This window comes from Brevundimonas sp., assembly GCF_035998205.1.
Classification (GTDB): domain Bacteria; phylum Pseudomonadota; class Alphaproteobacteria; order Caulobacterales; family Caulobacteraceae; genus Brevundimonas.
In genome coordinates this window covers 671,510-684,831 of sequence record NZ_DASYHT010000004.1, presented here as the reverse complement: position 1 = coordinate 684,831, position 13,322 = coordinate 671,510, and the positions used below count along the sequence as shown (strand labels likewise).

Below are 13,322 nucleotides of genomic sequence, written 5' to 3'. Positions count from 1 at the left end.
TGTCGCTCGTCGAGCTACGACACGCGGTTAACGTCAAGCCGACATTCATGTTTCGCCGAAGCTGACGCCTGAGTTCCTCACGCGGGCGGAAGCCGGTGATCGGGGTTCGTCTTATCGGCATCTGCCGTCAAGGTGGCGTTTCGTGACAAACATCTGACTTATAGAATCATGCAACCGTAGACCTCACTTCAAGCAAATATCGCATTCGGTGCGACCATCACATGGGAAAGCGCAGAAAATCCGGATCGCAGATTTCGTCGGCGAACGGGGGAAAGGGCTTTGACTTCGGTCAACCGCTCACGTCCTTCGTGGAGGCTGGTCTCGGCCATCTCGACCATTTCGCTGAGGCCGAGGTCGGAGGCTGCTCCTACGGTTTTGTCCGTTCGGCTGAGGTGGGCACCGCTATCCCGGTAGTGACTATTCTTGCGCGCCACGAGGAGCCGCTTCGCGCAGCGATGTCCGAGTTGAGGTCCTGGGGCGACGGCGTCGATGGTGATGCGGTCGAGATGACCGTAGTCTTCATGAAGAATGGCGGATGGCTTCTTGGACTGTCGCCGGAACCTCGCCGCCTCGCCGCGCGAACCAAGACCGCCGACCTGCTCCTCGATCCTCTCTATTTTGCGCCCACCTGGATCAAGACGCTCGATTCAACCGACCCTTTCATGCGGCGCTTCGAGCAATATCACGAGGCGATGTTCGCGCCGTTCATCCTGAGCGCGGCGGTCTGGCGTGGATCTCCGCCGGATCAGCGGCGGCCGCACCAAACGCAGATCGATCACCTCGAACAGAGCCTGTCTCTCTTGAAGTTTCAATGCACGTTTGCGGACGAGGACTCGGTCCAGCCGGGAGCGCAGGCGGCCGCCATGCTCGCCACCTCCAAACGCGCCGGCAAACCGGGGCGCGCCAAACGTTCAGGCGGCGGAGAGGCGCCGGGGCGTCCGGACATCAAGCGTATCCAGGCGAAGAGAGAGCAGGTGTTGGCTTCGCTCTTCACCGTTTCGCGTCGCCGCGCCGAGCGGACCGGCGTGACCGCGGGGATGATAGAACAACTCGCGCCCTTGGGCGTCCAGCGGTGGCAGGTGGATCAGGCCATCGCCAACGTCGTGTTGAGCCGCAAGATATGTGGCGAGGATCACTATGCCCCGCTGGAGAGCAAGTCGCTGAAGCGCGCGGTCGTGGAAGGCGCGTTCAATCACGTGGAGTTCGCCGACGGAGACCTTAGTCAGTTTACCATCGCGCCCGAAATCCTCGAGCGCCAGATCGATCTCGATGGGCGTGATCTCCTCCGCATTTTCGGCCACCAACCGAAGCGGGACGGGGTGGCGGCGACGCTCGGTGAACTGCGGCGGCGGCGGCTGATAGATGCCTGATTTCGTCGCGACCCTTTCTGACCAGGATCGGCTCAAGGTCTTTATCAGTTCGACCATCACCGAATGCTGGGCTGAACGCCTGGCGGCCCGTGCGGGCGTTCAGGCCACCAACAACGAGCCCATCCTTTTCGAGCATCTAGGGGCACGGGCCCATCCGCCCCGCGATCTATATCTCTCCCGCCTGCGGAGCTCTCAAATCGTTGTCGCCATCTATCGAGACAGCTACGGCTGGATCGACGAGCCGGGCGGCATGACCGTTTCAGGCCTTGAAGACGAGTATCGACATGCCCGGCAGTGGGGAAAGCCCGTTCTCGCCTACGTCCGAAAAGACGATAGCACCCGCACCGCAGAGCTCGCCGCCCTCGTGCAGGACATTCTCGCCGGCGGCCTGACAGTCTCGTTCTATGAAGAGGCTGACGAGCTCGCGGACCGGATCCGCGACGATCTCACAGCCCTCGTCACGCAGCGGTTCTTGGACACCTCGATGCAGGACGCCGCCCTCCTGGAAACCTCGCGCGCGAAATCCGGGCTGGTGGATTTGGTGGGCGGCCTAGTACCCCGCCCTAATGTTATGTCGGCGATCTCTCAAGGTCTCGCAGCCGCCCGCGTTGTGCAGCTGACCGGACCAGCGGGGAGCGGCAAGAGCGTGGCATTGGCCGAGTACGCACGTCTGTCCAGCAGCGCCCTCGTCAACGCCACCTATTTGAGCCCCAAGGAGCTGTTCGGCGTTCTTGCCAATCTGTTGGCCGGCCGCGGCGCTGGCGAGGCCTTGCAGTTCGCGACGCTGGACGGCGCGCGGGACGCATTTGCCGAAGGGTGGCGAGCTGCCGGGACGGCGACGGTCCTAGTGGACGATCCCAAGGACGCGAGGATTCTGCTGGAGGCTATCCCGCCCGACCTAACTGAACCCGGGCCCCGGCTCGTGCTGGCGTCCCGCGAGCCATGCCTCGCGGAGGCCACCACGATCGTCGAGATGGGTTCCCTGTCCGACCAACAGATTCAGGATTGGCTTGGACCGACCCGGTTTCGCGCCCTATCTCGCTCGGGCGCGCTTCAATCCGCTCACGGCCAGCCGCTTCGCATCAGACAACTCGCGTTTGAAACGGCGACGGCTACCCAGACTTTCACGTCGCTGGAGCCGACCGCGCGGGAGCTGCTGTCCTACGTCGTTATCGCGGGCTTTCCCCTAACTCTCGAACAGCTCCTAGAGCTCCGGGCGGATCCGTCATGCCGGCCGGACGAACTGGCCGACGAAATGGCGCGGATCTCCGGCTTGGTCGCGGATACGCCGATGGGCTACGTGGTCGTCCACGACGAGGTTCGGCGCGAACTTCTTGCGCTCGTCCAAGAGAGCCAACAGCGCTACCGCTACGCGGCGACCCGCCTCGGTCGCCAGCTGGCGGACGAAGGCGCTATGGTGCGGGCGTTCGAGGTGCTCGATCCGATCGGCGAAGATCCAGATGGCGAGCTGCTGGAGGCCGCAGCCTACGAAGCGGGTCGGTCCGGAGATCAGAAGGCGTCGCTGGCGCTCCAGCTCAAACTGAGGGAACGCGCCTTCCGTCACGCCGACCGGTCCGAGGCTCTCTATTGGGCGCTCGCCCTGTCCCAGACCGCGGAGGCGATCGGCGATCTGGACCTGGCCAGGACGCAGCTGGAGGACGCCGAGCGGCTAGTCGAGACCATGGACGAGAATACGGCGCTGCGCGTGCAGGAAACCCGGTTGGGTTTTGATGCACGCCGCACGCTGTCGCCGAGCGTGGTGGAGGCTATTCAGGCGCTGCACGAGACAGCGAAGGCCAAGGGCAACCTGCCGGTCGCCGGGCGGACGGCGACGGAGTTGTGCGTCATCTTCATGGGGACGCAGGACTACCCTGCCGCGGAAGCGAACGCCCGCTACGCCCGCGACACGTTCCGTGACCTAGGAGATGCCTACGGCGTGGAAATCGCGAGCCGAAACCTCGCAGCGGCGATCCTCATGCAGGCCGATCGCGAGGAGGAGGCCGACGCGATCGTTCGCGGGCTCAGCGCGAACGTCGATCCGAGCGCGCGCCAACGACACCGTGCCTGGCTCTGCAATCTTCTAGTGCGGAAGCTGCGCCGATCCGGTCGGACGGCGGAGGCCCTCGAGCGCGCGGAAGAGGCGATCTCCATCGGCGAAGCCTTGGGCGACCGCATGCTGATAGCCGTGAACCAGACGAGCAAGGGGAACGTCAAATCCGATCTGGGCGACTACCCAGGTGCCATCAGCGACTATGAGGCCGCGGCCGCGAGTGCGCGGAGTTGTGGACGGCCTGACATTGAGGCGCACGCCTCCTACCTGAGGGCGCAGATTTACAACGAATGGCCCGACGACGAGGGACGTCCGGAGGATGCGGCGGTGCTGGCCGAAAAGAGCGCGCGCCACGCAGTCGATCTGGTCAGGGGCACGGTCGCGCGCGACCACCTATCCCGCGCGCTGGAGGCCCTGGGCGACGCGTTGCTCGCTCAGGGACGAGGAAAGGAGGCAGCCGAAGCTCAGTTCGAGGCGGCAGAGATCATCGTCACGCTTCAGCGGTGGGGCCGGCTTGAGGGCGTCTTTATGACGGCGCTCTGGAACACCATCGATGACGATCCTGACGCGTACATCCGCGGTATTCGTCGGGTGTTCGGGCTGGCACCGGAACCAGAAAGCGACGGTGCCCTGACGCCGCGGATGTTCAAAACCTTGTCGGACGTCATGCCGGCGATCCCTGCGGCCATCGCACTGCCGTTCTACGGCGCGCATATGCGCGCCATGTTCGAGGGACTTCCCCCTCCGGTCCGGCGTAACCTCTTCATCCGCCAAGTCGAGGCCATCGTGAACGCCTTCCGGCCCTCAGCCGCGCCGAAACCTTGGCAAATCCTGTACCCCTCGATGACGGTCGCCGCCGTCGGCGCTGAAATGCTGACCGCCGCCAACCTGACCGTAATCGCCGAGGCGGTCAGCGACGTCGTCCCGGGTTTGCACCACCGCTCGATTCCGGACGCCGGCCTGCATTGGGTTGTCGAACTCGATATGGCGGAACCGGTGGTCCTGTCGATCACCGCTATGGACGAGCAGCCGGCGATCACATTCGCGGCTATGGCCTTGGCCTTCTTCCTTAAGGGGTTCGAGGGCGAGCTACGGAAGAAGGTCTTCGGCACTCTGAAGCCGCGACCGGAGCTCTGCATCTACGTGGTGGACCTCGCTGAGGCACCGAACGACATCGCCCAGCCAGTGCGTGACGCGATCGGCGAGCGTTCGAGCATGGTCTCGCGGCAGACAGATCCGGCATTGGAGCCGCCCGCGCCGACGGCAGTCTTCATCGGAGAGAACTTCGTCGAGGGCTTGACCGTGGGCCAGGGCCGAGGCGGATCGCTTCAGGTTCTTCTCGGCTACGGGGTCCTCGAGATCGTCTACAGTCTGCTCCGTGGTGAGGTAGAACACAGCGTGCTCTCCCCCAAGCTGGTCGAGCTCGTGAGGACATCGATCTCCTAGCTAAACGCTTGCTCCATCTCGCTCAAACCTTGGGAGTCTCGCGCTCATCGGGGATGACTTACGGGTGGAGCTTACCCACGATAATGTGTCTCCGCTCAAGCAGTCCGAGTAGAGTGATCCCCGACGTGATCCGGTCCTCGTTCGAGGAGGCGTCGCACATCTGCGAGGGGCGGGGACGTCGGCGACGGGTCGCTAACGCCCTCATCAACTTCGCCGACCGTTGAGACAACTGCTTTCAGGCAGCCGAGTAAGGTCCGCTGCCGGCGCCCCCCAGACCCCCAGCCAGTCCAGCCCTCCGGGCAGGGCGTCGGCCGAATAGTCCACCTGCAGCACCCGGCGGCGGCTGACGGCCGTGGCGCGGTCGGAGGCGTGCAGGATGGGGGTGGCGTAGAGCCAGATGTCGCCGGCGTCGGCGAGGCAGGGGACCACGCCGCAGGCGCTGACGACGGCGGGCACGTCCGTCTCGGCGATGCGGCCGAGACGATGGGATCCGGGCGCCACCCGCAGCGGCGCATTGGTCTCCGGCACGGGATCGAGGTGCACGCGCAGCGTCAGCATGCGTTCCAGGAGAGGGAAGGGGGGCACTACCGTGCTTGCGGCTCCAGGGGCCGAAGCCAGCGACCTCGATCCTTTCCCGTACCGCGATGACCCGGTCCTGATGCCAGGCCAGCGCCCAGTTGGCCGCCGCGGTCTTGTCGAACAGGATGGCGCGCACCGGCCGGGCCGCCGAGCCCAGACCCTCAGCCGCAAGCCGGCCGACCGGGCCATCGACGTTAAGCATTGGCCGGAGGCCTTCGATCCCGAAAAGCCGGACGCCGGCGACATCCCGCGGCTGATCCGCCAGCAGGCGCTCCAGCTCGGCCAACCGAGCCGCGCCCAGAGCTGACGGGGCCAGTTGGGCACCATCCCGGGACAGGTCGAGACCGGCGTCGTGCGAGGGCATGGCCTTGCGTAACCCGGTCGCCAGAGGAGCTCAACCAACAGTCGAGGTTGGTTGGCCGTGGCATGGCAGCAGCCAGGACGCATGCGCGCTCAACAGCCGACGACCGGTGGCGAATGGATCAGGGGTACGTGCGGGCCAAACCGGTCGGCATGTCGATGCGCCGGACCGTTCAGGGGCGACGTCGGCGGGCCGGCACCGGGAGCCCGGGAGGGGGCTTAAGGGAAATTCCCGGGCGCAGACCGTACGCTTTCCCATGTGAGAACGTCATTCTCACGGGATTCTCAGAGTTCAGGGAAACCGACAGGCGCAGACGTCGACAATCCTCGCCTAAGATATATTATGCGAAATATGAGCTAGCGTATCAGGCGAAGTGCGCGCTCCAGCCATCATACGCCACCTCGACATTCTCCGGCACACGGGCGCGCAGCTCGTCGTAGTCGAGGTCGAGGTGCAGATTGGTCAGGACGGCGCGGCGCACGCCGCTGCGGGCGATCCAGTCGAGCGTCAGGTCGAGGTGCGCATGGGTCGGATGCGGCGTGTAGCGCAGCGCGTCGACGATCCAGAGCTCGGCCTTCGCCACCTCGGCCAGGGCCGCGTCATCGAGGTCCGAGACGTCGCTGGAGTACGCCACCGGGCCAATGCGGTAGCCGACCGAACGGATCGGCCCGTGGGCCTGGTCGAAGGTCGCGACCTCCAGCGGTCCGCCGGGACCGGTCACCGCGAACGTCTGGCCGAGCGGCGGCAGGTCACGCGCCGTCAGAATGGCCGGATAGCCCTCGACCGGCTCGAAGATGTAGCGGAATCGCTGTGTCAGGGCGTCCCGCGTCGGGGCGTCCATCCAGGCGTCGATCCGGGCGCGCCGCCGCATGGCGAAGACGCGCAGATCGTCGATGCCGTGGGTCTGGTCGGCGTGGTCGTGGGTGTAGAGCACGGCGTCGACGGCCCGGACCCCGGCCGCCAGCATCTGCGCCCGCAGGTCCGGCGAGGTATCGATCAGCACGGTGGTGACGCCGTCCGGCCCGGCGCGGCGCAGCAGCAGCGAGCAGCGCGTCCGGCGGTTCCTTGGCTGGTCCGGATTGCAGGCGCCCCAGTCGCCGTCGCCGCGCGGCACGCCGCCGGACGAGCCGCAGCCGAGGATCACCGCCTCGAGCATCATGGGCGCGGGATCCTGTCAAACAGGGTGAAGAAGGCCTCGGCGGTGCGGTGTTCGGCCTCGTCGCGCGACCAGCCACGCAGCCCGGCCAGCTTGTCCAGCACATGGCCGATGTAGGCCGGCTCGTTGCGCCGGCCGCGGTGCGGGACCGGGGCCAGATAGGGGCAGTCGGTCTCGACGAGGATGCGGTCGGCCGGCATGTCGCGCACCAGCGCCCTCACCTCCTCGGCGGCCTTGAAGGTGGCGATGCCCGAGACCGAGAACCAGGCGCCCATTTCCGCCGCTGTTTTCGCCAGTTCAGGGCCACTGGTGTAGCAGTGCATGAGGAACCTGAACGGGCCTCGGGCGTGCTCCTCGCGCAGGATGTCGGCCATCACCTCGTCGGCCTCGCGGGTGTGCACCACCAGCGGCAGGCCGGTCTCGCGCGCCGCCGCCACATGGGCCCGGAACACCTGCACCTGCACCTCGCGCGGGCTGAGATCATAGTGGAAGTCGAGGCCGCACTCGCCGATGCCGACGACCTTTTCCCGCTGCGCCAGGGCGATCAGCGTGTCCGGCGACAGGTCGGGATCTTCCTTCGACTCGTGCGGATGGGTGCCGACGGTGCACCAGATGTCCGGGTGCGCCATGGCCAGGGCGTGGGTGGTCTCGAAGCTGGAGACGCGGTCGGAGATCTCGACCATCAGCCGCACCCCGGCCTCGCGCGCGCGCCGGATCACGTCGTCGCGGTCCTCGTCGAACTGGGCCGCGTGGAGGTTGACGTGACTGTCGATCAGCATGCGGCGCGGGTCCGGTTCAGGTCGGCGGCGGCGGCGGCCAGGGCGTCCGCCTTGTCGAGGTTGAGGCCCAGCGCCTGTTCGCGCAGCGCCTCGAGACGGCTCCATAGCTCGCTCCAGCGCGCCGCGGCCTGCGGCCCGCTGTCGCCGGCGCGGCGGCGCACGGCGGCGGACAGGCGCTCCATCAGGGCCTCGAAGCGCGCGGCCCCCTCCCCGCCCCGGAAGCTGTCGGCGGCGGCGACCTGCTCGGCCGGCGTCAGGCCCTCGGCCACCCAGCGCTCGGCCACCGCATCCAGTTCCAGCATCGGCCCGGAGGCCAGCGCCAGCGCCTGCCCCGGCGAACCGGACGCGAGGGCGGCGATGCGGGCGGCGGCGTCCGCATCCAGCCCGGCGCGCTGGGCCACCAGCGCGGCCAGCTCGTCCTCGGACCAGCGCGGGAAGGCCAGCCGGCGGCAACGCGAGCGGATGGTGGCCAGCAGCCGGCCGGGCGCATGGCAGACGAGGAACAGCACGCCGCGTTCAGGCGGCTCCTCAAGCACCTTCAGCAAGGCGTTGGCGGCGTTGAGATTCAGGTCGTCAGCCGCATCGATGATGGCGACCCGGAAGCGGGCCTGGGACGGGCTCTTGGCGAAGAACTCCGGCAGGGCCCGGGCCTGGTCGACGGAGATGGTGCGGCGCAGCCGGCCCCCCTCCTCCGCCCGTTCCAGCACCAGCAGGTCCGGATGGGCCCGGCCCGCCACCAGGCGGCTGACCGGATCCTGCGGGGAAGCCCCAAGCGGCCCGCGCGCGGCGTCCGGCTCGGCCCCCAGCAGCCGGCGGGCGGCGCGGTAGGCGAAGCTGGCCTTGCCGACGCCCTCGACCCCGGTCAGCAGCCAGCCATGGTGCAGCCGGCCGCGGTTCCAGGCGTCGAGGAAGGCCGCCTCGGCCCCGACGTCGGCGACCAGGTCGAAGCGCTCGCGCGGGTGGGTCATCCCAGTCGCTCCGTCACCGCCGCCCAGACCCGGGCGAAGACGGCGTCGGCGTCGCCCGAGGCGTCGATGGCCACGCAGCGATCGGGAAAGCGGCGCGGCAGGTCGCGGAAGCCCGCCGCCAGACGGCCGTGGAAGCCGTCGCCCTTGGACTCGAAACGCGCCTCCTCCCCGGCGCGGGCCCCGGCGCGGGACAGGCCGACGTCCGGCGGCAGGTCGAACACCAGCGTCAGGTCCGGCTGGTCGGGGCCGACCACGGCGGCGTCCAGCGCTTCGATGAAGACCGGGTCCACGCCCCCGGCCACGCCCTGGTAGACTCGGCTGGAGTCGGCGAAGCGGTCGCACACCACCCAGTCGCCGGCGGCGAGGGCCGGCCGGATGGTCCGCTCCAGATGGTCGGAGCGGGCGGCGAACATCAACAGGGCCTCGGTGCGCGGGGACCAGCGCGCCGCCTCGCCGCGCACCACCAGCGCCCGGATGTCCTCGGCTCCGGGCGAGCCGCCGGGCTCGCGGGTGCGCACCACCCGGCGGCCGGCGGCCTCCAGCGCCGCCACCAGCCGCGCGGCCTGGGTCGACTTGCCGGCGCCCTCGCCGCCTTCCAGGGTGATGAACCGTCCACGAGTCATGCGCTGCACAATGGCGGCGCGGGCGCGTCAGGCAAGGGCCGATGCGGCCGCGGCGGCGCCCGGCCGGGGATGATCGGGCCCCTAGGGGGTGTCGGACGCCTCGGCGCCGCGCACGCCGCGGTCGCTGAGCCCGCGGATGGCCCGGGCGGCGGTCTCCGCGTCCGGATAGGGGCCGAGGGTCAGGCGGAACAGCTCGCCGTCGCGCCGCACCGTGGCCACGCCGGGGAAATCCGCCGCCAGCCGCTCGGCCTCGGCGCGGTCGAGGAAGGCCCCGCCGCGCACCCAGACCGGGCCCGAGGCCACGGGCAGGGTCGAGGCCGGTATCGGGGCCGGTATCAGGGCCGCGGCTGGCGGGGTCGGAGCTGCCGGCGCCACGGCGGCGGCGGCTGTCGCCGGGGTCAGGGGCTGCCCGCCGCCCAGGCGCGGGGCGCGGCCGAGGTAGCGCACCCGCACCCGTCCGACGCCGGCCTGGCGCAGGTCGAGGGCGTCGGCCGCGGCGCGCGACAGGTCGATGATGCGGCCCTCGACGAAGGGGCCGCGGTCGTTGATGCGCAGCACCACCCGCCGGCCGTTGGCGAGGTTGGTCACCTCCACCAGCCCGGGCAGCGGCAGGGTCTTGTGGGCCGCGGTCAGGGCATGCATGTCGAACGGCTCGCCGGTGGCGGTCGGCCGCCCGTGGAAGGCGTCGCCGTACCAGCTGGCCAGCCCCACCTCGTCATAGTCCGGTTGCTCCGCCGGCCGGTACCAGCGCCCGCGGATCTGGTAGGGCCGCAGCGTCCCCGGCACGATCGGGGCCGGATCCGTGACCGGCGCGGGGACATCGGCGGGGCGCCCGCCCCCTGTTCCCGGGCGCGCGCCGACGCTGGCGCAGGCCGAGGCCGCCAGCGCCGCCGCCCCGATGACCATGAGCCTGACAAACCGCATGGTCCCAGTTTCGCGCGCGCGATTTCCGCTTTGGTTAACGCCCCTCGCCCGCTAGATCAGCGCCCGGGGACAGGTGGCCGAGTGGTTTAAGGCAGCGGTCTTGAAAACCGCCGTGGGTTCACGCCCACCGTGGGTTCGAATCCCACCCTGTCCGCCATCCTGCGCCCCGCGCCTTGCGCCGGCTCGTTGTCGGCGCCACCCTGCCACCCATGCGTGAGCTCCCTCAACTCCCCGCCGCTGTTCTTGTGCTGGCGATCTTGGCCGGGATGGCTCTGGTCGCGTGGGCGCTGCTGGCCGGGTCGGCCTGGGCGATGCTCGCCGGGGCCGGAGGAGTGCTGCTGGGGATCAAGGCGGCGATCCTGCTGGCCCGCCGCGCCGGCGTGACGGACCCGTCGCAGTAGCGCGACCGGGCCCGAGCCCCGCCCCTCGGCCAGAAAAGCGCTGCAGGCTGACGCGCCCACGACAACGGGGCGCGTCTGGCGACGCGCCCCGTGAGCGTACGGACCTGTGGCGACCTCAGTGGTCGCGGGTCTTGATCCAGGAGTAGAGCATTGAGCCGCCCAGCAGCAGCAGGGTAGCGACCAGCGACCACTGCGGCTCGAGATACGGCACCAGCGGCGCGCCGGTCAGGTCCTTGGCCGCCTTGTACAGGCCGAAGTTCCAGATGATCTTCACGCCGATCAGCACCAGAACCAGCGACAGGCCGTACTTCAGGTACTTGAAGCGCACGACCGCCTCCGCGAGCATGAAGTACATCGAACGCAGGCCGAGGATGGCGAAGATGTTCGAGGTGTAGACGATGAACGGGTCCTTGGTGACCGCGAACACCGCCGGCACCGAGTCCACGGCGAAGATGATGTCCACCACCTCGACCATGATCAGGCACAGGAACAGCGGGGTGGCGAACAGGACCAGCCGGCCGCTGCCCTTGGGGTCCGGACGCTTCACGAAGAAGTTGTGGTTCTCGATCGTCTCGGTGACGCGGATGCGCTTCTTGAGAAACTTCAGGACCTTGTTTTCGGCCAGGTCCATCTCGTGATCGCTGCCGAAGATCATCTTCCAGCCGGTGAAGATCAGGAACGCGGCGAAAATGAAAAGGACCCAGGTGAACTGGTTCACCACGGCCGCGCCCAGCGAGATGAAGATCGCCCGGAACACGATGGCGCCGAGGATGCCCCAGAACAGCACCCGGTGCTGGTACTCGCGCGGCACGGCGAAGAAGGTGAAGATCATGCCGATGACAAAGATGTTGTCAAAGGCCAGCGCCGTCTCGAGCAGGTAGCCGGTGAAATACTGGATCACCGCCTGCTGGTTCAGGTTTTCGGCGCTGATGTAGTAGACCGGGTCAGGCTCGTAGACGAAATAGACGTAGGCCCCGAAGGCGATGGCCAGCGAGGCGAACGAGGCCCACATGGCCGCCGACTTCTTGGCCGAGACGACGCCGTCCTTGCGGTTCACGAGGCCCAGGTCGACCCAGAGCAGGAAGATGATGAAGGCCAGGAAGGCCATCCACAGCCAGATCGGCTGGCCGACGTAGGTCGCCGACAGAAACGGAAGGGATTCCAGCATCCCGCACCCTCAATTGTGAAACCACACGCCGCATCAGCGCCCCGGCGGGCGCGCACGCGCGAAGCGGGGTCGCATGGACCCCGCTCCTGTCCGCGTCAAGAGCGCCGGCGCCAGGTGGCCCCGTCGGGTCCATCCATGACCACCACGTCCAGCGCATTCAGCCGGTCGCGGATCCGATCGGCCGCCGGCCAGTCCTTCGCCGCCCGCGCCGCCTGGCGCTCGGCCAGCAGGGCCTCGACCTCGGCCTTGAGTCCGGCGTCGGCCCCGCCGAACCAGACTTCCGGGTCGCTCTGCAGCACGCCGAGCAGGTTAGCGGCGGCCTGCAGTTCGCCCCGCGCCCGCGCCACCACGCCATGGTCGCCCGCAGTCATGCCGCGCTCGATCTCGCTCGACAGGGCGAAGAGGGTCGCCATGGCGCCTGGCGTGTTCAGGTCGTCGTTGAGCGCCTTGAGGAACTCCGCCGGCGGCTCGTCGGTCGAGGCCGGGACCGCGGCGGCGCGGTGCAGGGCGCCGTAGAGACGGTCGAGGTTCTTGCGGCTCTGCTCCAGCAGGCCCGGGTTCCAGTCCAGGGGCTGGCGATAGTGGGCGCTCAGCAGGGCCCAGCGGACCACTTCGCCGGGCATGGACTGCACGAGGTTATGCAGCAGCAGGACGTTGCCGATCGACTTGGACATTTTCTCCGCGTCGACGGTCAGGAAGCCATTGTGCATCCAGTAGCGGGCGTAGGCATCCGGCGACTCGTGGCCGTGGGCGCAGACGCCCTGGGCGATCTCGTTCTCATGGTGGGGGAACACCAGGTCGATGCCGCCGCCGTGAATGTCGATCGGCAGCCCCAGCCGAGCCTCGATCATGGCCGAGCACTCGATATGCCAGCCGGGACGGCCGGCGCCCCAAGGGCTGTCCCACGACGGTTCGTCGACCTTGGACGGTTTCCACAGCACGAAGTCGTGGGGATTCTTCTTGTAGGGGGCGACCTCGACGCGGGCCCCGGCGATCATGTCCTCGAGGTTGCGGCCGGACAGGGCTCCGTAGGCCGGATAGGCGGCCACATCGAACAGCACATGGCCCTCGGCCACGTAGGCGGCCCCCGCGTCGACCAGGGCCTGGATCTGGGCCACGATGGCCGGGATGTGATCCGTGACGTGCGGCGCGAGGTCCGGGGGCGCGACATTCAGCTGCGCCATGTCGGCCAGATAGGCGGCCTCGTAGCGGGCCGTGACCTCGCCGATCGGCACGCCCTCGCGCGCGGCCCTGGCGTTGATCTTGTCGTCCACATCGGTGACGTTGCGGGCGTAGACGACCGCAGAGGCCCCGTAGGTGCGGCGCAACAGCCTGACGAGCACGTCGAAAACGACCGGCGGGCGGGCGTTGCCGATGTGGGCGTAGTCGTAGACGGTGGGCCCGCAGACGTAGAGCGTCACCCGGTCGGGGTCGCGCGGCGTGAAGGCGCGCTTCTCGCGTTGCAGGGTGTCGTGAAGATACAGCGTCATTTCGCGC

At 68.5% G+C, this 13,322-nt stretch carries 12 protein-coding genes and 1 tRNA gene; 5 read left to right on the top strand and 8 right to left on the bottom strand.

Annotated elements, in window-relative coordinates; genetic code table 11:
• Positions 1 to 221 precede the first annotated feature (221 nt).
• A complete protein-coding gene (locus VGN74_RS06255) occupies positions 222 to 1,370 on the top strand; it encodes a hypothetical protein (protein WP_327446498.1) in 1,149 nt (382 codons plus the stop codon).
• Positions 1,363 to 4,866: a DUF4062 domain-containing protein gene (locus VGN74_RS06250; protein WP_327446497.1), complete on the top strand. Its 3,504-nt coding sequence runs from the start codon at positions 1,363 to 1,365 to the stop codon at positions 4,864 to 4,866. Before VGN74_RS06255 ends, VGN74_RS06250 begins: the two co-directional genes overlap by 8 nt.
• Positions 4,867 to 5,070: 204 nt before the next feature.
• Here the strand turns inward: VGN74_RS06250 and VGN74_RS06245 are convergent, their stop codons facing one another.
• Positions 5,071 to 5,424, bottom strand: a complete 354-nt coding sequence (locus VGN74_RS06245; RefSeq protein ID WP_327446496.1) for a phytanoyl-CoA dioxygenase family protein — start codon at positions 5,422 to 5,424, stop codon at positions 5,071 to 5,073.
• A gap of 100 nt (positions 5,425 to 5,524) precedes the next feature.
• On the opposite strand from VGN74_RS06245, the gene VGN74_RS06240 reads away from it, so the two are divergent.
• Positions 5,525 to 5,752, top strand: coding sequence for a hypothetical protein (locus tag VGN74_RS06240; RefSeq protein WP_327446495.1), 228 nt, complete (start codon positions 5,525 to 5,527; stop codon positions 5,750 to 5,752).
• 418 nt (positions 5,753 to 6,170) lie between these two features.
• Here VGN74_RS06240 and VGN74_RS06235 read toward each other — a convergent pair whose 3' ends face one another.
• From VGN74_RS06235 to VGN74_RS06215, 5 genes are all read right to left on the bottom strand, one after another.
• Positions 6,171 to 6,965 carry an MBL fold metallo-hydrolase gene (locus VGN74_RS06235; protein WP_327446494.1) on the bottom strand — a complete coding sequence of 265 codons (795 nt, stop codon included), beginning with the start codon at positions 6,963 to 6,965 and terminating at the stop codon, positions 6,171 to 6,173.
• Positions 6,962 to 7,741 carry a TatD family hydrolase gene (locus tag VGN74_RS06230; RefSeq protein ID WP_327446493.1) on the bottom strand — a complete coding sequence of 260 codons (780 nt, stop codon included), beginning with the start codon at positions 7,739 to 7,741 and terminating at the stop codon, positions 6,962 to 6,964. The genes VGN74_RS06235 and VGN74_RS06230 overlap by 4 nt, the downstream gene beginning before the upstream one ends.
• Positions 7,735 to 8,709: a DNA polymerase III subunit delta' gene (locus VGN74_RS06225; RefSeq protein ID WP_327446492.1), complete on the bottom strand. Its 975-nt coding sequence runs from the start codon at positions 8,707 to 8,709 to the stop codon at positions 7,735 to 7,737. Before VGN74_RS06225 ends, VGN74_RS06230 begins: the two co-directional genes overlap by 7 nt.
• Entirely contained in the window at positions 8,706 to 9,332 is a 627-nt protein-coding gene (gene tmk, locus VGN74_RS06220; protein ID WP_327446491.1) for a dTMP kinase, read from the bottom strand. The genes VGN74_RS06225 and tmk overlap by 4 nt, the downstream gene beginning before the upstream one ends.
• Positions 9,333 to 9,413: 81 nt before the next feature.
• Positions 9,414 to 10,256 carry a septal ring lytic transglycosylase RlpA family protein gene (locus VGN74_RS06215; RefSeq protein ID WP_327446490.1) on the bottom strand — a complete coding sequence of 281 codons (843 nt, stop codon included), beginning with the start codon at positions 10,254 to 10,256 and terminating at the stop codon, positions 9,414 to 9,416.
• Positions 10,257 to 10,323: 67 nt separating this feature from the next.
• Here VGN74_RS06215 and VGN74_RS06210 point away from each other — a divergent pair.
• Positions 10,324 to 10,413: transfer RNA gene (locus tag VGN74_RS06210), tRNA-Ser, on the top strand.
• Positions 10,414 to 10,522: 109 nt separating this feature from the next.
• Entirely contained in the window at positions 10,523 to 10,657 is a 135-nt protein-coding gene (locus VGN74_RS06205; protein ID WP_327446489.1) for a hypothetical protein, read from the top strand.
• A gap of 115 nt (positions 10,658 to 10,772) precedes the next feature.
• Here VGN74_RS06205 and VGN74_RS06200 read toward each other — a convergent pair whose 3' ends face one another.
• Positions 10,773 to 11,825 (bottom strand): TerC family protein, encoded by a 1,053-nt coding sequence (locus VGN74_RS06200; protein WP_327446488.1) that lies wholly within the window; start codon positions 11,823 to 11,825, stop codon positions 10,773 to 10,775.
• Positions 11,826 to 11,920: 95 nt separating this feature from the next.
• Positions 11,921 to 13,315, bottom strand: a complete 1,395-nt coding sequence (gene cysS, locus VGN74_RS06195) for a cysteine--tRNA ligase (protein WP_327446487.1) — start codon at positions 13,313 to 13,315, stop codon at positions 11,921 to 11,923.
• Positions 13,316 to 13,322: the final 7 nt, after the last annotated feature.

Bases quoted from the DNA above. Each gene is read 5' to 3' on its own strand.
- VGN74_RS06255 (WP_327446498.1), top strand. From the start codon at position 222: ATGGGAAAGCGCAGAAAATCCGGATCGCAGATTTCGTCGGCGAACGGG.
- VGN74_RS06250 (WP_327446497.1), top strand. From the start codon at position 1,363: ATGCCTGATTTCGTCGCGACCCTTTCTGACCAGGATCGGCTCAAGGTC.
- VGN74_RS06245 (WP_327446496.1), bottom strand. From the start codon at position 5,424: ATGCTGACGCTGCGCGTGCACCTCGATCCCGTGCCGGAGACCAATGCG.
- VGN74_RS06240 (WP_327446495.1), top strand. From the start codon at position 5,525: ATGCCAGGCCAGCGCCCAGTTGGCCGCCGCGGTCTTGTCGAACAGGAT.
- VGN74_RS06235 (WP_327446494.1), bottom strand. From the start codon at position 6,965: ATGATGCTCGAGGCGGTGATCCTCGGCTGCGGCTCGTCCGGCGGCGTG.
- VGN74_RS06230 (WP_327446493.1), bottom strand. From the start codon at position 7,741: ATGCTGATCGACAGTCACGTCAACCTCCACGCGGCCCAGTTCGACGAG.
- VGN74_RS06225 (WP_327446492.1), bottom strand. From the start codon at position 8,709: ATGACCCACCCGCGCGAGCGCTTCGACCTGGTCGCCGACGTCGGGGCC.
- tmk (WP_327446491.1), bottom strand. From the start codon at position 9,332: ATGACTCGTGGACGGTTCATCACCCTGGAAGGCGGCGAGGGCGCCGGC.
- VGN74_RS06215 (WP_327446490.1), bottom strand. From the start codon at position 10,256: ATGCGGTTTGTCAGGCTCATGGTCATCGGGGCGGCGGCGCTGGCGGCC.
- VGN74_RS06205 (WP_327446489.1), top strand. From the start codon at position 10,523: ATGGCTCTGGTCGCGTGGGCGCTGCTGGCCGGGTCGGCCTGGGCGATG.
- VGN74_RS06200 (WP_327446488.1), bottom strand. From the start codon at position 11,825: ATGCTGGAATCCCTTCCGTTTCTGTCGGCGACCTACGTCGGCCAGCCG.
- cysS (WP_327446487.1), bottom strand. From the start codon at position 13,315: ATGACGCTGTATCTTCACGACACCCTGCAACGCGAGAAGCGCGCCTTC.